This window comes from Deltaproteobacteria bacterium, assembly GCA_029210625.1.
GTDB lineage: Bacteria > Myxococcota > Myxococcia > SLRQ01 > SLRQ01 > JARGFU01.
This window is the reverse complement of sequence record JARGFU010000014.1, coordinates 110,604-131,296: the sequence shown is the minus strand read 5'-3', so window position 1 is coordinate 131,296 and position 20,693 is coordinate 110,604. Positions and strand designations below refer to the sequence as shown.

Genomic DNA, 20,693 nt, shown 5'->3' with positions numbered 1-20,693 from the left:
AGCGCAAGGGCCTTCAGGGTCGGTCCCAGAAGACCTCGACCCGGTCCACCACGGGGCTCTGTTCGTTGGCGCCGTTGAGCTGGACCTCGATCTGCAGGTAGCGCCCGGGGGGCACCGCCGTCAACGGGTAGGTGGCCGGCGGGGGCTGGTGGGTGTAGGGCGGCGCGCACTCGTAGGGCGACCAGCCCGCCGTGGAGAGGCCCGCCCGGGTCGCGGCGCTCCGCCCGCGGACGCAGACCGAGCCGCCCGAGGGGATCAGGGCGATGTCCAGCTCGGCCCGGCTCCAGCCGGCGCCGGTCCAGCCCGAGTCGTAGGTGGCGATCCAGCTGCCGTTCTGCCGGGTGACCAGGCGCAGCTGGAGGCCGGACATGTCGGAGTAGGTGTAGGGGCTCGCCAGGTTCGAGATGGTGGTCACCGGGCTGCCGGTGGGGTTCAGCACGACGGCGTTCGAGGCCGTGTGGTTCACGGCCCAGATCTTCCCGTTGGTGTCGACGGCCATGCCCAGGGGGCCGTTCGACACGGCCGTGGTCAGCAGGTGGGTGCCGTCGGGGGCGTACTTGCTCACCGAGGCACAGTCCCAGTTGGCCACCCAGAGGTTCCCGTCGAAGTCCACCGCCACCCCCCGGGTGCGGCTGGTCTGCTCGCAGGCGTAGGCCGCCGGCGGCCGGGGCTGCGTGACGGCGCCGGTGGCGTGGGCCAGGCGCATCACCCCACCCACGCTGGCCCAGATGCCGAACCAGACGTTGTCGTTCAGATCCACCGCCAGGCCGTAGGAGGGCTGGGGCAGGGTGACCGAGTCGATGATCACGCCGCTGCCGGTGTCGATCTTGCGGACCGGCCCGTTGCCCAGGGTGGCGATCCAGATGTCGCCCTCGCTGTTCACCGCCGCGCCGTAGGCGCGGGAGCCCTGGAGGTCGACGGTGCGCTTCAGGATGCAGCGCGGCGGGCTCTGGGTGGCGTCGATCTGGGTGCCGCTGTACTGCGAGATGGTCCCGCCGTCCCAGTTGCCGATCCAGGCGTCGCCGTTGCCGTCGAGGGTGATCGCCCGCACGGCGACGTTCGAGCCCGCCGGGTTGGGGCTCGTCACGTCGGCGCGGCAGATGAGGGTGCCGTCGCTGGCGAGGTGGACGGCGTTGCCGTAGTTGGGATCCTGGGCCTGGCAGTTGGAGAGGCTGTTCTCGCAGCCCCGGTGCCCGACCCACACCGAGCCGTCCACCGCCACCGCGGTGCGGGAGGGGCTCCAGCCCAGGCGGGGATCGCCGAGGTTCGGCGGGACGATCAGCTCGGTCTGGAAGGTGTTGGTGTTGATCTTCTGCACCCGGTTCTCGGCGGTGCGGGCGATCCAGATGTAGGGCTGGTCGTAGCGGGCCCGGTTCAGGCAGAGCTGATCCGGGTTGCAGAGGCTCTCGGGGTTGGTGGGATCGCCGGGGCCGGTGCCGTCGTTCGAACAGTCGGCGCCGCAGTCCCAGCCCCCGGTCGCGGGATCCGGCCACGCCTCGACGTAGCAGGGCAGGGGAGGGCAGAGGCCGCAGGCGTTGACGACCCCGTCGTCGACCAGGCCGTTGCAGTCGTCGTCGATGCCGTTGCAGACCGTCTCGAGGCCGGTGGTGGGATCGACGTTCGCCGGGTTCGGGATGCAGCAGCCCTCGTCGGTGGTGCCGTCGCAGTCGTCGTCCAGGGCGTTGCACTGCTCCGGGCGCGGCCCGATGGAGCCCACGCAGGCGCCCCAGAGCTCACCCATGGCCTGCTGGGTGCCGCTCTGGCAGACGCCCACCCCGGCGGTGCCGTTGGGGCCGTCGTAGCAGGGCTGGGTGCCGCTGGCGACGCAGCCCTCGTCGACCGCGCCGTTGCAGTCGTTGTCCTGGCCGTCGCAGGTCTCGGCCGCCGGGGTGCAGGTGAGGGGGCAGCCCTCGTCGACCTGCCCGTCGCAGTCGTCGTCGACGTCGTTGCCGCAGGTCTCGGCGGCGTCGGGGAGGATCTGGCCGATGCAGTCGAGCCAGACGTTGTTCACGCAGTCGGCCAGCCCGCCGGCGCACTTGCCGACGCCGACGGTGCCGCCGGGGCCGGTGTAGCAGGGCTGGGCCTGCCGATCGACGCAGCCCTCGCAGGTCTGCGGGGCGGTGACGCAGCAGCAGCGCGGATCGCTGATGGCGCCGGAGGCGCAGTCGGCGAGGAAGCTGTCGGGCAGGAAGGAGCAGTTCACGTCGCAGCCGCCGGCCGGATCGATCTGACCGTCGCAGTCCGAGTCGAGGGTGTCGCCGCAGAGCTCGGTCGGCAGGGCGTCGCAGCTGCCGCAGGCGTTGGTGAGCTGCTCGTCGATGTCGCCGTCGCAGTCGTTGTCGAGGCCGTCGCAGGCCTCGAAGTCCGGGCGCACCTCGCCCTGGCAGGCGCCCCAGAAGCCGCTGGCCTCGCAGCTCTGCCGGCCGCCGAGGCAGGGGCCGACCCCCTCGGTGCCGGTGGGCCCGGTGTAGCAGGGGCGGGAGGCGCCGGTCGGGCAGGGGCAGCCGTCGTCGGGGCCGTTGAGGCAGTCGTTGTCGCGGCCGTCGTCGCAGACCTCGGGGTTGCCCGGGAAGGAGAGGGGCTCGGTGTCGTTGCAGTCGTCGCCGCCGCAGGAGATCGAGTCGTGGCCGTCGCCGTCGGCGTCGCAGACCGGCCCCGCGTCGGGGCTGCCCGCGTCGCTGCCGGCGTCGCCGCCGCCGTCGCTCCGGGAGCCCTGCCCGCCGCTGCACTTGCAGCCGCCGCCGGAGAGCAGGGTCAGGGCCGTGAGCAATGCGCCGAGCGCCAGCAGCGAGCCTGCGGCCCCCGGTCGCCTCTGAACCTTCATGTCTCGTCCTCCCGCCTTCCCGGTGGTGCGACCCAAGATGCAGGAAAGCCCCCTGATTCTAGCGGATTCCCGGGCGCCTCCGCCATCCGGGTGCCCGGAATGGACATCCCGGAGGGATGGTTATGCTGCCCACCGGAACCCACCCACTCGCGAAGACGGCGAGCGTCAGCAACGAGGTGAAGACATGAAGCGCGACAGCCACCCCCCGCGGAACCTGTCCGGGACCCTGCCGGTCCTGGCCATCGCGACCCTCCTCGCCCTCCCGGCGGCGGCCCAGCCCGCGCCGGGCTCCACCGGCGGGCTCCCCGACTTCGTGCGCCTCGCGCGGGAGGCGACCCCCTCGGTGGTGAGCATCTCCTCCACCCAGATCATCCGCTCCCAGGGCTACGGCGGCGATCCCTACGAGTTCTTCTTCGGCCCGCGCCACCGTGGGCGGGAGCAGCGCAAGCAGGGCCAGGGCTCGGGCTTCGTCATCGACGCCGAGGGGCACATCCTCACCAACAACCACGTCGTCGCCGGTGCGGACGAGCTCGAGGTGCGCTTCCCGGGCGAAGATCGCAGCTACAAGGCCGAGATCCTCGGCCGGGACGAGATGACCGACCTGGCGCTGATCCGGATCGTCGGTGAGCCGCCGAAGGTCCGGCCCCTGTCGATGGGTGACTCCGACGCCCTCGAGGTGGGGCAGTGGGTCTTCGCGGTGGGCAACCCCTTCGGCCTCGACTCGACCGTCACCGCCGGGATCGTCTCCGCCAAGGAGCGGACCATCGGCGCCGGCCGCTACGACGACTTCATCCAGACCGACGCCTCGATCAACCCGGGCAACTCCGGCGGCCCCCTCCTCGATCTGCACGGTCAGGTGGTCGGCGTGAACACCATGATCTTCAGCCCCGCTGGCGGGAACGTCGGCATCGGCTTCGCCATCCCCATCAACCTCGCCCGGGAGATCGTCACCCAGCTGCGCGGCAACGGAGAGGTCGTCCGGGGCTGGCTCGGCGTCGTGATCCAGCGGGTCTCGCCCGACATGGTGGCGCCCCTCGGGCTGAAGAGCGCCGAGGGCGCCTTGATCGCCGAGCTGGACGCCAGCGGTCCGGCCGCCGCGGTCGGCCTGCAGCCGGGCGACGTGATCGTGCGCTGGGACGAGCAGCCCGTGAAGGACTCGGACGACCTGCCGCTGCTCGTCGCCCGGACCGCGCCCGGCGCGAAGGTGAGCGTTCGGCTGATACGCGAGGGCAAGCCCCGGACCCTGAAGGTGAAGGTGGCTCGCCTCGGCGAGGCCCCGAAGATGACGCACCCCGCGCCGGCCCCCGTCGGCTCCCTCGGCCTGCGGGTCGCCCCCGATCGGGGCGGCGTCCGCATCCTCCAGGTCGTGCCCGGCTCCGCCGCCGATCGCGCCGGGCTCCTCGCCGGCGACGTCGTGCTGCAGGTGAACCGCACCCCGGTCGGATCGGTCGACGCCTGGGAGAAGGCCATCACCCCGGCCCGCAAGGGCGAGACGGTGATGCTGCGGATCAAGCGCCGGGATCGCGCGCTCTTCGTGACCTTGCGGCCCTGATCGCGAGGCAGCCGGCGCACCCGACCAGCGCTGAAAAATTACAGAGGCGATCCGCTTTCTCTCCACCGAGTGGTGGCGGTGCCTTCGCCGCACGTGCGACCATGCCCTCCATGCCGGGGAAGACGTCGGGCTTGCACGTGCTTTTGGTCGAGGACAACCCCGACCACGCCTTCCTCGCCCGCGTCGCGCTCCAGAAGCGACCGGAGATCGGAGAGGTGGAGGTCTGCGAGGACGCGGGCTCGACCCGCGAGCGCCTCTCCCGCGATCCCCTCCCGGACGCCATCCTGATGGACCTGCGGCTCCCGGGCGAGGGAGGGCTGGAGCTCCTCTCCTCGGTGCGCCAGGAGCCCCGGACCCGGGACCTGCCGGTGGTGGTGCTCTCCACCTCGCCCCGGGAGAGTGAGATCTCCCAGAGCCTGGCGATGGGGGCGAGTGGCTACCTCACCAAGCCCATCGACGTGGACGCCTTCCTCGCGCGCATCGAGGCCGCGGCGCACGTTCTGGCGGGGTAGGGGGCGCCCCCTCGGGCCGCCCCTACTTCTTGCGCAGCGCCCGGAGGATCTTGCGCTTGGTGCCGGCGTCCACGCCCTCGGGATCCCGCACCGTGGTGGGGTCGGGGGCCAGGTTGCGGCGGCGCCAGGCCAGGATCAGCTCGGCCTCGATGCGGCGCAGCTCCTCGTGAGCGGCGGTGCCGGCCTCGGCCTTGGAAGGAAGCTCGACCTCGGGCGCCAGGGCGATACCCTGACGCATCCGCAGGGCCTTCTCCTCGATGGCGGAGAGGCGCGGCTCGGGGCGGCTCTCGCGCAGGGTTTCGGTGGAGACGGTGGCGGCCTTCCGGCGATCCTGGCTCATGTCTGAAACTCCGTTCATGTGGGCGGGTAACTACATCCCCATGCTTCGTCCAGAGCGTATGGGAGGATCGGGGGTCGGTCAAATTTTCTTCCCTGTAGGCAAGTTGCCGAAAATACAGGGAAAAATTTCTTTTCCGACCTTTTTCGATCCCTGATGGAGACGTGGGACCTACATGAACGAATGTGTCGGGAACCGGCCTGTTGCACGGTGCTACGCGTGCAGCGGACGGATATCGACCGGCTACGAGGCGAGGAGAGGGCGATTCACTCGCCCTCCTTCTCCTGGGCGGCGGCCTCGGCCTCGGCCTTCTTCTTCGCCGCCACGGCGTCCGGCCACCAGTCGAGGGGATCCATGATCGCCCGGGGGCGGCCGGAGAAGGGCTCGTGCTCGGGACGCTCGACCAGCTGAGAGGCGCCGATCCCCGAGAGGCGGCGCGAGATCTTCAGCTCGAGGTGGGCCGGCTCGCCGCCGGCGCCCTCGGGCGGGGCGACCGAGAGCTTGGTCGTGAGGCTGAAGCGCAGCGGGACGCCGGTCTGGGCATCGACCACCAGATCCCCCGAGACCGACTCGACCTCTCCCCGCTCCTTCACGGCCAGGCGGTTCTTCAGGGAGTCCTCGGGGCCCCCCTCGGCGTAGACCGGGTCGTGGGCCCAGTCGGGGCGGGCCGGGGGCTCGGCGCCCGCGACCACCTCCTCGGCCGAGGTCAGGGCGAAGCGGTGCGCGCTGCGGCCCTCGTAGGTGGTGGCGCCCAGCTCGGCCAGGGCGATCTTGCCCCGGGCCAGGGTCAGCACCGTGGCGAGCTGCTCCATGGCCGTCTCTCGCCAGGCCAGGTGGCCGGCGCGGTCGGCCCGGCGCTCGAAGAACTTGCCCAGGCGGTTCTGGACGTAGACCACGCCCGAGACCCAGCGCAGCTCCATCCCGAGCCCGGCGTCGTTCTCGGAGAGCACCCGGAAGTCGCCGTTCTTGGCCTGCTGCAGGATGATGCTCTCCTGCAGGGTCACCCGCTCGTCGCCGCGCCGCCAGTCCATGTTGACCGTGTTGTTGGCGCTGAAGCTGCCCAGGCGGTGGGCCATCTCGGCCGCCGGCATCCAGAGCACCCGGCGGCGGACCTCGGTGGCGGTGGAGAGGTTGGCGATGTCGAGCTTCTCGGTCGCGGCCACCACCTCGGGGGCCGGCTCCTCGGGACCCCAGATCCGCTCCCGGGCCTCGCTGTCCTCGCTCGAGGGGCAGGCCGAGAAGCAGCCGCTCCCCGTGAGCGCGATCAGCAAGAGGAGGGGCGCGCCGGGGCGCCGGTGGGGTCGGGACCTCTTCATGGCTCGCGTGCGTACCACTCCCCCACACTGGACGCCAGTCCATCGACCCGGCTATAGGCGCGTCTCTCCATGGATTTCCCCTGTAACCGAGGAATCGCGATGTCCATTCGGCGGAACCTGATCCTGGCCCTCCTGGCCTCTCTCACTCTCGTCGTCACCGGCTGTCCCAAGGAGGACGACCACGGCGACGGCGGCACCCCCGACGGCAGCGTCTCCGACGGCGGCACCGATGGTGGCACCGACGGCGGCGGCGGCCCGGCCGAGGGCGAGACCTGCGACAACCCCTTCGAGCTGACCTCCGGCGTCACCGCGAACGGCGACAGCACCGCCGCCCTGGACGACTACGGCTCGGCCTGCGCCGACTCCTCGGCCCCCAGCCAGCCCGACCTGGCCTACCACTTCACCGTCACCGAGGCGAGCGGCGTCGAGATCGTGATGAACGGCTTCGACGGCATCCTCACCCTCTTCGAGGGTGACTGCCTGACCGGCAGCGAGGTCGGCGCCTGCGTCGACCAGGCCGTCGACGGCGAGGCCATCTCCCTCGGCCTCGTGCAGCCCGGCGAGTACTTCATCGTGGTGGACGCCTGGGACGGCGGCGGGGTCTTCACCCTCGACCTGACCCTCACCCCCGGCGGCATCTGCGTGGACGACGGCCTCGAGGGCAACGGCGGCAACAACACCGCGGCCTCCGCGACCAACGCCGGCTCGGCCGACATCGACACCACCGACCTGGGCGACCCCAACACCCCGGGGCCCGACCCCTACCCGCTGAACATCTGCGGCGCCGACGTCGACGTCTTCATGATCGGCCACTTCGGTGGTGACATCACCATCGACACCGCCGAGACCGCCGGCACCCTCACCGCCGAGGTCCTGGCGGCCGTCATCGATCCCGCCACCGGCGACGTGAGCGAGGGCGCCAGCCTGGGCGCCACGCCCTACACCGCCACCGGCGCGGCCCGCGGCTACTACCTGCTCAAGCTCAGCTCCTCCACCCCGCCGGTCACCGGCACCGAGTACTCCTTCTCGGCCACCCACCAGTGCCAGGGCGACGCCGACGACAGCGTGCTCCCCGAGGAGGACGACGAGGTCTACGCGCGGGCCGTCTACGGCTTCTACGACAGCCCGGGCGCCGGCGCGATCGAGCGCAGCCTCTGCCTCACCGACAAGGACGTCTACGTGCTGCAGAACATCGCGGCCGGTGACATCACCGTGAACATCACCGGCGGCGCCTCCTTCGTGGTCACCGTCGAGGAGGTCGTGGACGACGGCAGCGGCGGCAAGACCACCCAGGCCTACGGCGGCACCGTGAACGAGACCGTCATCGGCTCCGATCTCGAGATCGCCATCCCGGCTGCGCCCGTGACCGAGCTGGTCCTCACCCTCGAGCTGCCCGCGGCGGGCAACGCCACCGAGCTGCTCTACGGCCTCGACGCCACCTTCGCCGGCCTGGTCAGCGCCCCGGCCAACGACGAGTGCGCCGGCGCCGAGACCCTGGTCGCCGGGGATCCGGCCGTGGCCCTCTCCGGCCGCACCGTGGGCGCGGGCGACCACCTGGTCGGCCCCTGCGGTGGCGAGGACGTGGCCGTCGCGGCGGGCAAGCCGGGCGCCAACGACGTCTTCTACCACCTGAACCTGGCCGCCGACACGGCGCTCGAGATCGCCTTCGACGGCTCGATCACCCGCTTCTACGGGCAGGTCTACCTGCTGGCGAACCCGGGCGGCACCTGCCCGGCCGACCTCTCCACCCTGACCCCGGTGAACGCCGGCGACGGCGCGCCGGCCTGCCGCACCGGCCGCAGCGCCTCCTTGCGCTTCCCGAGCCTCACCGCCGGCGACTACCTGCTGGTGGTGGACGGCGTCTACCAGGAGGCCTTCTTCATCTTCCCCGAGTCGTGGACCGAGGGCGGCTTCTCCGTCTCTGCGACCACCTTCGCGGGCGGCCTGCCGGTCCCCGCGGCCTGCGCCGCCGCGACCGCGCTGACCCTGCCGGCCTCGGGCGCCTCGGCCACCGAGACCATCGACAACACCAACGCCCCGAACTCCCTCACCAGCTACGGTGACTGCGCCGGCGGCGGCGGCGGCGGCAACGAGGTGGTCTACGAGATCACCCCGGCGGCCGACGCCACGGTGACCTTCACCGCCTCGGGCTACGACACCATCCTGGCCATCCACGAGGCCGACTGCGAGTTCGGCACCGTCGTCGACTGCAACGACGACAACGATCCGCCGGGCAACTACGGCTCGCAGCTCACCGCGACCCTCACGGCCGGGACGACCTACTTCCTGATCGTCGACGCCTGGGCGGCCGACGAGGTCGGGACGGCGACCCTGGAGATCGCGGTCCAGTAGCCGCGGTCGCGTACGAGGTATCGAGACCCCGGTTCTCCTTCGGAGGGCCGGGGTCTTCTCTTTAAGGGTAGGATGGCCCCCGTGCCGGGCAGCGGGGGTCAGAACGATCAGCAGCTGGGTCAGGTCGACCCGAAGCGGGGGCCCCGCGCCTACCGCCTCACCCTCGTCTTCCTCAAGGCCCTGGTCGGCACCTTCTTCCGCCACACCGAGATCGACGGGCTGGAGAACATCCCGGCGCGCGGCGGGGGGATCATCGTCGCCTGGCACCCCAACGGCCTGGTCGATCCCGGGCTGATCCTCACCTCCTTCCCGCGCCAGGTGATCTTCGGCGCCCGCCACGGGCTCTTCAAGGTGCCGCTGCTGGGCGCCCTCCTGCGCCTCATCGGGACCGTCCCGATCCTGCGCGCGACCGATACCGCGGCCCTCGATCCCGAGGAGCGCCGGGCGCAGAACCTCCGCAGCCTCGACGCCCTCGCCGGGCAGGTCGCCGCCGGCGCCTTCTCGGCCCTCTTCCCCGAGGGGGTCTCGCACGACGCGCCCGGGCTGCAGCACCTGAAGACCGGGGCCGCGCGCCTCTACTACCGGGCGCGGGCGCTGACCCCCGAGGGCGCGCCGCCGCCGGTGATCCTCCCGGTGGGGCTGCACTACGACCGCAAGGCGGCCTTCCGCTCCAGCGCCCTGGTCAGCTTCCACCCGCCGCTGAAGCTGCCCGAGGCCCTCGACGTCGTGCCCGCTCAGAACGAGACGCATGAGGCGTCCCGGGAGCGCTGTCACCAGCTCACCGACGCCATCGGCGAGGCCCTCGAGGGGGCGGTGCAGTCGGTGGACGATTGGGAGCTCTTCCTGCTGCTCCACCGCTCCCGCACCCTGATCCGGGCCGAGCGGGCGGCGCGGGCGAGGCAGGCCCCCGGGCCCCAGACCCTGCAGGAGAAGACCCTCGGCTTCGCCCGGGTGCGCACCGCCTACACTGAGCGCCTGAAGTCCGACCCCGAGAAGGTCGCCGCGCTGCGGAAGCGGGTGGCCGAGTACCACCACGACATCCGGGCCCTCGGGCTCAAGGATCACGAGCTCGACCTCGACCCGCCGCTCGCCTCCCGCTGGATGGTGGGCTTCCTGGTGATGCAGGTGCTGGCGGTCTTCCTCCTCATGCCGCCGATCCTCCTCTTCGGCTACCTCATCAACGGCCTGCCCGCCCTGCTCCTGGCCGCCGCTGCCCGCCTCGGCGCCCGGCTGAAGAAGGACGTCGCCACCATCAAGATCCTCGGCGGCGCGATCCTCTTCCCGGCCACCTGGGCGCTCTGCGCGGTGGCCGCCTACTTCGGTCACGAGATCCTCCACGAGTCCTTCCCCTCCCTGCCGCCGACCCCGGGCCGCTCGGCGGCGATGATGGTCGCCCTGGGCGTGATCGGCGGGGCGGTGGCGCTGCGCTACCAGCACGTCTCGGCCCGGACGATCCGCGCGGTGCGGGTGCGCCTCTCCAAGCATCGCCGCTGGTTCACGACCGCCCGCCTGCGCAAGGAGCGCTCGGAGCTCACCGACGCCCTCCTGGCCATGGCCCAGGGGATCGAGCTCCCGGGCGCCCTCGACGGCCGCGGGAGGATCGTCGCCGAGCGCGACAACCCGACCTTCGGCATCGAGTTGCCCTGGGAGATATGAGAGACTCCCTGGCGTAGCGTCCACACCACACCGTTTCTGGGGAGGAACGATGAGCGATCTGTTGGGGGCCGTGGGTCGGGGTCTGTCCGTCTTCTGTCTGCTGCTGGTGAGCACGAGCTGTGGGGTGAAGAAGATCCCCCTGCCGGAGGTGCCGGCCGCCTCGGGTCCCGAGGTGCTCGAGCGAGGCCGCTACCTGGCCGAGCACGTGATGGGGTGCCTCGACTGCCACTCGAAGCGTGACTGGACGAAGTACGCTGGCCCGGTGATCGACGAGAACCGGGGCGGGGGTGGTGAGGCCTGGGGTGAGGAGATGGGGCTGCCCGGCACCGTCGTCGCCAGCAACATCACCCCCGCCGCGCTCGGGGACTGGAGCGACGCCGAGATCGCCCGGGCCATCGGCTCGGGCGTGAGCCGGGACGGCAAGGCGCTCTTCCCGATCATGCCCTACCAGGTGCAGCGGGTGGCCGATCCCGAGGACCTGGCGGCCGTGATCGCCTACCTGCGCACCCTCGAGCCGGTGGAGGCCATCCCCCCCCGCTCGAAGATCAAGTTCCCGGTGAAGTACTTCATCAACAAGGTGCCGGACCTGCCGGCGCCGACGAAGCGGCCGGATCCCTCCGACAGCGTGGCGACGGGGAAGTACCTCACGGCTCTGGCCGGTTGCACCGACTGCCACACGCCGATGAAGGGCTCGCATCGAGACGAGTCCCGCTACATGGATGGTGGCTGGGAGATGGTCGTCCCGGGCGGCGCCAAGGTGCCCGTGCCCGCCATCCACGCTGGCGAGAGCGATGGCATCGGCGACTGGGATCGCGACGACTTCATCGACGCCTTCACCGACTTCGCCGCCGCACCCGACCGGGCGCTGGCCGAGGGGGAGACCCAGACCCCCATGCCCTGGAAGCTCTACGGCGGCATGACCCGCGAGGACCTCGGCGCCATCTTCGACTACCTGAAGACCGTCCCGGCGCCGGCCGAGAAGTAGCCGGCCACCGGAGGCCGGCGCTACGATCCGGGGCGATGGTCCGGATCGTGCCGCCACATCTGCGCTGCCTCGCCGCCTCGCTGGGGCTGCTGGTCGGGATGTACCCGGGGCTGGTGTTGGCGCAGGCAGGTCCTTCGAGCGCGAGCGCGGAGCCGGCGCCGACGCCGACGCCGGAGGTCGAGCGGGGGCTCTTCGGGCGCTCGGGGGTGGGCCTGGCGACCCTGACGCTGCCCGGTCTGGGGCAGGGCGGCGCCGGGCTGCTCCTGGAGGCGGCGGGGGGAGGGCGCTTCACGGACGCCTTCTCCCTGCGGCTGAACGGAGCCTGGGGGCTGACCCACTTCTTCCGCACGGCTCAGGCCGCGTCGCTCGGCCTCGGTCTGGGGGCCTGGACCTTCGGGGCCTACGCCACGGTTTGGGAGTGGATGGGGACCGGGAACCCGGAGTGGGCCATCTTCCGGCTCCTGGGGGCCTTCTTCGGCTCCGTCTTCCTGCTCCTGCCCCTGATGGTCGCCGGGTTGCTGATCGTGGTGAGCCCCCTGGCCTCGACCTCCTTCACCGAGGCGGCGATCACGGCGGCGCTTCACCCGCTGCGGGGGCGCGGCGACCTCTTCCTGGAGGCCGGGATGGGGCTCCTGGCCTACGCCGAGCGCGGCGGGAGCCTGCGCGGTGGCTGGGGGCCGCTGATCGGGGCCGGCGCCCGCCTCGGGCCGCTCACCCTGCGGGCGCACCTGATCTACTCACCCGACCTCATGAACGAGTCGAGCGGCACCGGCGTGCTGGCGGGCGGGATCAGCCTGGGCTTCTCGAGCTAGCGGCCCTTGCCCTTCCCCTTGCCGGGCTTGCCGTGACCCTTCTCGAAGCCCTTGTCGTGGCCCTTCTCGAAGGCCTTCCCCTCGTGCTTCTCGACCTTGTGGTGCCGCTTCTCGGCCTTCTGCTCGGCCTTCCGCTGGTGCTTCCAGTGCTTGTACTTGCCCGGAGGCAGCTTGCGCAGGCCGGGGGGGACGTCCTTGTGCTTCCACTTCTTCCACTTGGGGTGCTTCAGGCTCTTGGCCCGGTACCAGTGGCCGTCGTGGAGGTGCCAGTAGTGGCCGCCGACGAAGAAGACCTCGTGCTCGTACTCGGGCACGACCCGGATCCCCGGGGCCACCACCACCGTCGCCGGGGTCACGTCGAAGTGGATGGTGGGCAGCGGGATGTTCACGCTGACCGTGACCTGGGCCCGCGCCGCGAGGGGGGTCACGAGCCCGGTGAGGAGGGCGAGCGCGCTGAAGAGTGCGATCCGATTACGCATGGCTTTCTCCTGGTGGCGGCCCTCGAGCCGTGAGGGACCGCTCCCTTCAACAGACACCTACGCCGGGCGCAGGTCAAAGGGAGAATGATTCAGGCTGGCCGCTCTTCCCGCCCGTCGGGGTGGCGGGCGAAGCGCTCCCGCGCCTCGCCGTGGATCGGGTCGTCCCGGTCCCAGGGCCAGCCGCCGAAGCCGGTTGCCCGGTAGTCCTCGAAGGCCCGGGCGATCTCCTCCCGGCTGTTCATCACGAAGGGGCCGTACTGCACGGTGGGCTCACCGATGGGGTGGCCCTGGAGGACGAGACACTCCGCCGTCGCCTCGCCCGCCTCGAGGGTGACGCTCTGCCCGGCCCGCAGGCGGGCCCGGTGCTTCAGGGGCAGCTCCCGGCCGTCGAGGCGCAGGCCCCCGCCCGCGAAGTAGTAGAGGGAGCGGTTCGCCCCCGGAGCGGTCGCGGGGAGCTCGAAGCGGGCGCCCGGCTCGAGCTTCAGGGTCCAGATCCCGACCTCGGCCCCCTCCTGCGAGGCCCACGAGTCGGGGGGCGGGCTGGGGGGCGCCACCTCACCGAAGCGGCCGGCGACGACCACCACCTCGGTGATCCTCCCGGCGGCGTCCTTCACCACGACCCGCGGCACGGTCGGCGCCCAGAACATCGAGAAGTAGGGGGCGACCATCTTCCGGGCCATCGGCAGGTTCAGCCAGATCTGGAAGAGCTCCAGGGGGTTCGGGGCCTCGGCCGAGAGGAGGGGGAACATCTCGGCGTGGACGATGCCCTTCCCGGCGGTGAGCCACTGCACGTCACCCTCGCCGTAGCGCGCCCCCGCGCCGAGGCTGTCGGCGTGATCCACCAGGCCCTGCCGGGTGACGGTGACCGTCTCGAAGCCGCGGTGGGGGTGCTGGGGGAAGCCCGGCACGATCTCGCCGTGGTACATGTTCCAGCCGTCGCGGCCGTCGAAGTCCATGCCGATCCGCCGGCCGCCGAGCGGCGCCGCGGGCCCCAGCTGGGCGTTGCCCGCCGGATAGTGATCGAGGTGGTGGACGCAGAAGAGGAAGGGATCGTCGGTCTGCCAGGGGGTCGTGAGCCGCTCCAGCAGGAGGATGGGATCGGGTCGGTCCTTCTTGGCTTCGGGGATCATCGTCTTGCTCCGCTCTGGCCCTGGTGAGGAAGAGGCCGGATCGGCGCAAGAGGCCGCCAGGCCCGCGGCGCCGGCAACGCCCAGGGCCTTCATGGCTTCTCTGCGGGTGACCTTGGCCATGTTCCCTAGTGTGGGAGTGCAGCTCGCTTCGTGCCACTCCGGAGGTGGGGAGCGAAACGGGCCCCGATCAGAAGAACAACAACGTGAACACGATCGCCGCGATCAACCCCGCCGCATCCGCCAGCAGCGCCGCCGGCAAGGCGTGCCGGGCCCGGCGCACGCCCACCGACCCGAAGTAGACGGCCAGCACGTAGAAGGTCGTCTCGGTCGAGCCGCTCATCACCGAGACCATCCGGCCGGCGAGGGAGTCGGGGCCCGCGGGGCTGTTGAGCACGTCGGCCAGGTAGCCCTGGGCGGCGCCGCCCGAGAGGGGGCGGATCACGGCCATGGGCAGGATGTCCACCGGCACCCCGAGGGGATCGAGGACCGGCGCGAGGAGGGCGGCCAGGCCGTCCATGGCGCCGCTACCCCGGAAGAGCCCCACCACCACCAGGATGGCGACCAGGAAGGGGATGATCCGCACCCCGATCTCGAAGCCCTCCTTGGCGCCCTCGACGAAGACCTCGTAGACCCTCACCTTCTTCACCGCGCCATGGAGGAGGATGGCGCCGATGCAGAGCGGGATGGTCCAGGCGCCCACCCCCGAGGCCAGCTCGGCCAGGAGGCTGCGGGTCTCGGGGCCGGCGGCGACCACCGGGGCGGCCTGGGCGACGAGGAGGAGCTGACTCACGCCGGACCCTCCTCGGCCTCGGCCTCCGCCCGCGCCCGGGCCCGGGAGAAGCGGGGCAGGCGCGAGAGCAGGCGGGCGGCGACGATGGCGACCAGGGTCGAGACCATCGTCGCCAGGAGGGTGGGCAGGACGATCTCGGCGGGGTGGGTGGCCCCGGCGGCGACCCGCAGGCCGATCACCGTCGCCGGGACCAGCTGCACCGAGGAGGTGTTGATGGCGAGGAACATCGCCATCGCGTCGGTGGCCGTCTCCGGGTCGTCGTTGAGGGCCTGGAGATCCTGCATCGCCTTGAGGCCCAGGGGCGTCGCGGCGTTGCCCAGCCCCAGCATGTTGGCGGCGATGTTCAGCACCATCGCGGCGTGGGCGGGGTGCCCCTCGGGAACCTCGGGGAAGAGCCAGCGCATCAGCGGCCGCACGCCCCGGGCCAGCAGGTTCACCAGCCCGGCGGCCTCGGCGACCTTCATCAGCCCCAGCCAGAGGGCCATGATCCCGACCAGGCCGATGGCCAGGGTCACCGCGTCCGCCGCCCCGCCCACCGCGCCGGCGGTCGTCTCCTCCATCCGGCCGGTGATCCCGCCGACGAGGATCGCGACGACGGCGATGAGGACGAAGACGAGGTTCATGCTGGGGAGATCCTAGGGGGAGAGGGGATTCCGGTCACGGAATCTCCCGGATCGAGGGGGGCTCGCTTCCCGCTGGAGAACCCGCTGAGGCTGAGGCGGATGCTGAGGCCGAGGGGGCTCGCGGTCGGCCTCAGCCTCGGCTTCAGCCTCCGCGGTTGTTCCTCAGTTGCACTGCCCACCCGCGTTGCAGGTATTCCCCCCACCGCAGCTCTGGCCGTTGCAGTCGGTGCTGTCCGGGCAGTCGGTGCTTCCGTCCCCGTCGTTGTCCACGCCGTCCCCGCAGTCGGCCTCGGTGGGAGTGCTGCCGGCGCAGACGCAGCCGCTACCGCAGCTGCCGCCGTCGTTGGCCGGGTGGGTGCAGGTGCCAGCGCTGCAGACATCGAGGGTGCAGGCCAGCGCGTCGGCGGTGCAGCTGGTGCCGGTCTCCGAGGTCCAGCTGGAGCGGGAGCTCGCCGTGATGCAGCTCTCGCACTCGTTGCCCGGGTTGTCGGTGCCGCTGGTGTAGAAGACCGTGGCGATGAAGCAGCCGTCGGCGCAGGTGCCGGCGCCGTCACAGATGTTGCCGCCGGTGCAGCTCGTGCCCCCCGCCAGGGGGGAGGGATCGCAGCGGTCCTGGCTCTCGTTGCAGACCCCGGTGTTGCAGTCGTCGTCGAGGCTCGAGCAGTCGTAGGCGGGCCCCGGGGAGCAGGCGCCCGCGCCGCTGCAGAAGTCGCCGTCGGTGCAGAAGAGGCCGTCGTCGCACGCGGTGGTGGACGGCTCGTTGGTCCAGGCGACGCGGCTGGTGGCCGGCACGCAGGTCCGGCAGACGTTCCCGCTGGGGTGGGCGCCGTTCGCCCGCAGGAAGGTGTTGATGTAGCAGCCGTCGAAGCAGGCCCCGAGCCCGTCGCAGACCCCGGGGGCCGACCCGCCGGTGGTGCAGAGGGTGCCGGTGGTCCGCGGCGAGGGCTGACAGCTCCCGGCCGCCGCGTCGCAGACGCCGAGGTTGCAGGCGTCGCTGAAGGCCGAGCAGTCCCGGGCGCCGCCGCCGACGCAGGTGCCGCCGCCGTCGCAGTGGTCGTTCACCGTGCAGTAGTTGCCGTCGCTGGCGCAGGAGGCGCTGCTGCCGAGGTTGGTCCAGCCCGTGGTGCTCGCCGAGGGCTGGCAGCTCTGGCAGTCGTTGGCCGGGTTGAGGGTGCTCGGGGCGTAGAAGGTCCCACCGATGTAGCAGCCGCTCTGGCAGGACGTGCCCACGCAGACCTGTCCGCTGCCGCAGGTGGTGCCGTCCCCCCGCGGGGGGTGCTGGCAGGTGCCGCCGCTGCAGAAGTCGTCGGTGCAGGCGTTGCCGTCCTCGGAGCAGGCGGTGCCCGGGGTGACGTTGCCCCAGGCGAAGGGATCGCCGCCGGGCCGGCAGGACTGGCACTCGTTGGCCGGGTTGCGGGCGTTGGCGGCGTAGATCGTGCCGCCGATGTAGCAGTCGCGCTCGCAGACGCCGGCGACGCAGACGGTCCCCGTGCCCTCGGCGCAGAGGGTGCCGTCGGCGACCGCCGGGTGCAGGCACAGGCCGGCGCTGCAGGCGTCGGTGGTGCAGGCCGTGCCGTCGTCGGGGCAGGGGGTGCCCTCCTGCCAGTTCTCGTAGGTGCAGCCGCCGGCGACGCAGGCCGGGTCGTGGCAGGGCCGCCCGTCGTCGGGGCAGGGGGCGTAGCAGTCCCCGCAGTTGTCGAGGTCGTTCTGGATGTCGACGCAGGCGCCCGAGCAGCAGAGGCGGCCCGTGCTGCAGGTGGCGTCCCGGTCGTCGTCGGGGGGCAGGTTGGTCGAGTCGCAGTCGGCGTCGAAGCCGTCGCAGGCGGGGTCGGGGCTCACCGGCGCGCCGGGCACGCACTCGCGGCCGTCGGGGGCCACCGCGGGGTTGCAGGCCAGGTTGCCCTGCTCGCAGAGGCCCACGGCGGCGGCCGTGCAGGGCTGGCCGATCCAGATCACGTCGTCGACCACCCCGTTGCAGTCGAGGTCGACGCCGTTGCAGCGCTCGGCCACCGGGGTCACCGCGTTCTCGCAGGCGCCCCAGCGGCTGGTGGAGGAGAGGCAGGTCTGGGTGCCGGCCACGCAGGCCCCCTGCCCGAGCGCGGCGTCGCTCATGCCCCGGCCGAAGGGGAAGCAGGGGCGGGAGGGCTCGGTGATCGGGTCGCAGTCGCAGACCTCGTCCACCAGGCCGTCGCAGTCGTTGTCGAGGCCGTCGCAGAGGGTCTCGTCGAGCTCGTAGGTGCCGCCCGAGGCCTGGGCGTACTCGGTGTCGGTGCAGGGGAGGGTGCCGCTGCTGCCGCAGGCCTTCCGGGCCAGGCCGCAGACACCGTCGGTCCGCTCGCAGAGCTCCCGCGGGATCTCGTCGGGATCGTCGAAGACCCCGTCGCAGTCGTCGTCGCGGCCGTTGCAGATCTCCGGCGCCGGACCGACGTCACCGAAGCAGTCGCCCCAGACCCCGGCGCTGCAGGTGGAGACCCCCATCGCACACTCCCCGACGCCCCCGGCCTCCGGCGGCTCGAAGGTGAAGCAGGGGCGGGTCTGGTTGTCGAGGCAGGGGCAGCCCGCGGGGTCGGGCTCGCCGTCGCAGTCGGTGTCCTGGCCGTCGCAGACGTCCTCGGTGGGGAGGATGGCCCCCTCGCAGAGACCCCAGGCCCCCTGCTCGCAGCGCTGGACGCCGTTCCGGCACCGGCTGCCGGGGAGGGTGAGCTGGGGCGAGTCCATCCCGCGGGGGTAGCAGGAGCGGGAGAGGCCGTCGGGGGCACAGTCGCAGCCCTGGTCGGGGGAGCCTCCGCAGGCCTGGTCGAGGGCGTCGCCGCAGATCTCCGGCGCGCCGGGGTAGGTGAGGGGGTCGGCGTCGTCGCAGTCGACCCCCTCCTCCCAGCCGTCGCCGTCGAGATCGGGGAAGAGGGGGGCGAGGATCAGGGGGGCGCGCACGGTCTCCCCCTCGGAGAAGGTGGCGTCCACCGCCTCCGACTCGCCGAGGGTCGGGCCGTCGCAGGCCTCGGCCTTGCCGCTCCTGCGGCCCACGGCCTGCAGGGTGATCGTCCCGTGCAGGACGTCCCCGGGGTAGATGGCCACCTCCAGGGTGGCGTCCCGGAAGTCGGCGACCAGGGTGGGGCGGACGAGGGTCTCGTCGAGGGCCTCGCCGCCCGGCCCCGTGGCGGTGAGCACCATGCAGTCGACGGCGACCCGGGAGCCCACCTCCGCGATGATCACCGTACGGACGGGCTCGGTACGGCATCCCCCTCCGAGCACGGCGACCACGGCGAGGGTGATCGGCAGGGCGCGGCATTGCATCCGGCGATTGTACCCCGATCGGCGCCCGGGGAAGGGGAGGTGGGCCTGCGCCCCTCGATTGACCCTCCCCGCGGGCACGGGTACAAGTGCGCGACCCGAAAAAGGCCCTAAGTGCCGAGAGATCCAGGGAGACGAACATGCGACGCCTGACCGCTAGCCTCACCCTCGCCGCCATTCCGGTGCTCTGCCTCGCCCAGCCGGCGATGGCGCAGACCCCGCCGACCGAGACCGAGGCCGCCGACGCCGCGTCGGCCGAGGCCACCGAGGCCACCGAGACCGAGACCGAAGAGGCCGTCGCGCCGAAGGGCAGCGCCCCCGTCGTCGACCTCGACGCCGCGATCAAGACCGAGGTGGAGCGCCGCCTGGCCGAGGCCCTGGCGAGCGAGCGCGAGGACATGCGCGCCGAGATGCGGGCCGCCCTGGCCGCCTCGATCGCCTCCCAGGAGTGGCAGCCGGAGACCTGGGAGAGCGAGGAGGAGAAGCTCGAGCTCTTCGAGCTCGACGGCTACTTCCGGGTCCGCGGGGACGTCTTCAACAACTTCGACCTCAACGCGGGCCTCGACGCCGATGGTCGACCGCTCTTTCCGCGGCCGGGCTACCGCCCCGACGAGTCGGACACCCTGGGCGGCGCCAACCAGCGCCTGCGCCTCGACCCCACGATCAACGTCTCCGAGGACGTGAAGGTGCGGGCGACCATCGACGTGCTCGACAACCTGGTCTGGGGCTCGACCCCGGACGCCTATCCGCTGAACCTGGGCACGCAATCCTCGCCGATGATCGCGTTCACCGGCACGTTGGTGGAGCCGATCGCCGGCCAGAACTCGATCCGCAACTCGATCTCGGTGAAGCGGGTCTGGGCCGAGGTGATGACCCCGGTCGGTCAGCTGCGCTTCGGCCGGATGGGCAGCCAGTGGGGCCTCGGCCTCCTGGCGAACTCGGGCAACGAGCTCGATCAGGACGCCGGCGACAACGTCGACCGCCTGATGTTCGTCACGAAGATCGCCGATCACTACATCATCCCGGCCATCGACATGCCGTCCTCGGGTCGCATCTTCCAGCCCGAGGACACCTACCAGGGCCAGGCCTTCGACCTCGAGCAGCGCGACGACGTGCAGCAGTACATCATTGCCGTCGCCCGCCGAGACTCGGCCGAGGACGCCGAGAAGCTCCTCCAGGACGGCCGCTGGGTGCTGAACTACGGCATGTACAACGTGCTGCGGGTGCAGAACATCGACGCGGCGGTCATCGGCAACCACGCGAACATTGGCGGAGAGCTCTCCCCCTCCTCCTTCATCACTCGGGGCGCCAAGGCCTACATCCCCGACATCTGGGTCCGCTTCCAGGTGGGCAAGCTGCGGATCGAGCTCGAGGCGGTCGCCCTCCTCGGCAAGATCGACAACGGGAATCTCCTCAGTGAGCCGGATCCTGCCGCGTTCACTGACGGTCACCTCGATATTCGGCAGTGGGGTGCCGTGCTGCAGAGCGATTACAAGTTCCTGCGGGACAAGCTGAAGGTCGGCTTCGATGTCGGCCTCGCCTCCGGCGATTCGATGCCAGGCATGGGCATCGTCGCCACTCCGGGAGGCAACATCGCGGACCTTCCATCTCCGGGTGCGAAGGACGGCAAGCAGTTCAACATCGACGATCCGAACTACGATGCCGATCAGGTCATCGGCAACTTCAAGTTCGACCGCGACTACCACGTCGACCTGATCCTCTGGCGCGAGATCATGGGCCAGATCACCGACGCCCTCTACTTCAGGCCGAGCCTCTCCTACGAGATCACCCAGAGCCTGGGCTTCGACATCGCGGCCATCTACAGCCGCACCATCTACGCGGCCTCCGCGCCGGGCGGCGTGAACGACCTCGGCGTCGAGCTCGACGGCACCGTGCGCTACATGGCCAGCGACGGCTTCGGGGCCCAGCTGCAGTACGGCATCCTGATCCCGATGAACGGCCTCTCGGCCGAGAATTCGCCGGAGATCGCGCAGACCGTCCAGGGCGCGTTCTTCGTCCAGTTCTAGGGGCACG

The 20,693-nt window shown here is 71.6% G+C and carries 15 protein-coding genes; 7 read left to right on the top strand and 8 right to left on the bottom strand.

The genetic code is table 11. The features are described from left to right. Window positions 1-13: 13 nt before the first annotated feature. The gene (locus tag P1V51_14735; GenBank protein ID MDF1564303.1) at window positions 14-2,824 is read right to left on the bottom strand and encodes a MopE-related protein; all 2,811 of its coding nucleotides are present in this window, start codon (window positions 2,822-2,824) and stop codon (window positions 14-16) included. A 184-nt stretch (window positions 2,825-3,008) separates the two neighbouring features. Between P1V51_14735 and P1V51_14730 the strand changes: the two genes are divergently transcribed. Then, window positions 3,009-4,376 (top strand): Do family serine endopeptidase, encoded by a 1,368-nt coding sequence (locus tag P1V51_14730; GenBank protein ID MDF1564302.1) that lies wholly within the window; start codon window positions 3,009-3,011, stop codon window positions 4,374-4,376. Window positions 4,377-4,513: 137 nt separating this feature from the next. After that, window positions 4,514-4,888 carry a response regulator gene (locus P1V51_14725; GenBank protein ID MDF1564301.1) on the top strand — a complete coding sequence of 125 codons (375 nt, stop codon included), beginning with the start codon at window positions 4,514-4,516 and terminating at the stop codon, window positions 4,886-4,888. A 22-nt stretch (window positions 4,889-4,910) separates the two neighbouring features. Here the strand turns inward: P1V51_14725 and P1V51_14720 are convergent, their stop codons facing one another. Next, window positions 4,911-5,228, bottom strand: a complete 318-nt coding sequence (locus P1V51_14720) for a hypothetical protein (protein MDF1564300.1) — start codon at window positions 5,226-5,228, stop codon at window positions 4,911-4,913. Window positions 5,229-5,491: 263 nt separating this feature from the next. Continuing rightward, window positions 5,492-6,541, bottom strand: a complete 1,050-nt coding sequence (locus P1V51_14715) for a hypothetical protein (protein MDF1564299.1) — start codon at window positions 6,539-6,541, stop codon at window positions 5,492-5,494. 99 nt (window positions 6,542-6,640) lie between these two features. Here P1V51_14715 and P1V51_14710 point away from each other — a divergent pair, with 99 nt between their 5' ends. The 4 genes from P1V51_14710 (at window position 6,641) to P1V51_14695 (ending at window position 12,346) form a co-directional block, all read left to right on the top strand. Then, window positions 6,641-8,893 (top strand): hypothetical protein, encoded by a 2,253-nt coding sequence (locus tag P1V51_14710; GenBank protein ID MDF1564298.1) that lies wholly within the window; start codon window positions 6,641-6,643, stop codon window positions 8,891-8,893. A 72-nt stretch (window positions 8,894-8,965) separates the two neighbouring features. Further along, window positions 8,966-10,549 (top strand): 1-acyl-sn-glycerol-3-phosphate acyltransferase, encoded by a 1,584-nt coding sequence (locus P1V51_14705; protein ID MDF1564297.1) that lies wholly within the window; start codon window positions 8,966-8,968, stop codon window positions 10,547-10,549. A gap of 49 nt (window positions 10,550-10,598) precedes the next feature. Beyond that, window positions 10,599-11,534, top strand: coding sequence for a c-type cytochrome (locus P1V51_14700; GenBank protein ID MDF1564296.1), 936 nt, complete (start codon window positions 10,599-10,601; stop codon window positions 11,532-11,534). A gap of 35 nt (window positions 11,535-11,569) precedes the next feature. Beyond that, on the top strand, window positions 11,570-12,346 hold the full coding sequence (locus tag P1V51_14695) for a hypothetical protein (GenBank protein MDF1564295.1): 777 nt from the start codon (window positions 11,570-11,572) through the stop codon (window positions 12,344-12,346). Here P1V51_14695 and P1V51_14690 read toward each other — a convergent pair. From P1V51_14690 to P1V51_14670, 5 genes are all read right to left on the bottom strand, one after another. Beyond that, entirely contained in the window at window positions 12,343-12,825 is a 483-nt protein-coding gene (locus P1V51_14690) for a hypothetical protein (GenBank protein ID MDF1564294.1), read from the bottom strand. The genes P1V51_14695 and P1V51_14690 overlap by 4 nt on opposite strands. 89 nt (window positions 12,826-12,914) lie before the next feature. Then, window positions 12,915-13,955: a pirin family protein gene (locus P1V51_14685; protein MDF1564293.1), complete on the bottom strand. Its 1,041-nt coding sequence runs from the start codon at window positions 13,953-13,955 to the stop codon at window positions 12,915-12,917. A gap of 187 nt (window positions 13,956-14,142) precedes the next feature. After that, window positions 14,143-14,745 (bottom strand): nucleoside recognition domain-containing protein, encoded by a 603-nt coding sequence (locus tag P1V51_14680; GenBank protein ID MDF1564292.1) that lies wholly within the window; start codon window positions 14,743-14,745, stop codon window positions 14,143-14,145. After that, the gene (locus P1V51_14675; GenBank protein ID MDF1564291.1) at window positions 14,742-15,368 is read right to left on the bottom strand and encodes a nucleoside recognition domain-containing protein; all 627 of its coding nucleotides are present in this window, start codon (window positions 15,366-15,368) and stop codon (window positions 14,742-14,744) included. The genes P1V51_14680 and P1V51_14675 overlap by 4 nt, the downstream gene beginning before the upstream one ends. Before the next feature lie 162 nt (window positions 15,369-15,530). Then, a complete protein-coding gene (locus tag P1V51_14670; GenBank protein ID MDF1564290.1) occupies window positions 15,531-18,662 on the bottom strand; it encodes a MopE-related protein in 3,132 nt (1,043 codons plus the stop codon). Between the two features lie 137 nt (window positions 18,663-18,799). On the opposite strand from P1V51_14670, the gene P1V51_14665 reads away from it, so the two are divergent. Next, window positions 18,800-20,686, top strand: coding sequence for a TIGR04551 family protein (locus tag P1V51_14665; protein ID MDF1564289.1), 1,887 nt, complete (start codon window positions 18,800-18,802; stop codon window positions 20,684-20,686). The last annotated feature ends 7 nt before the right edge of the window (window positions 20,687-20,693 follow it).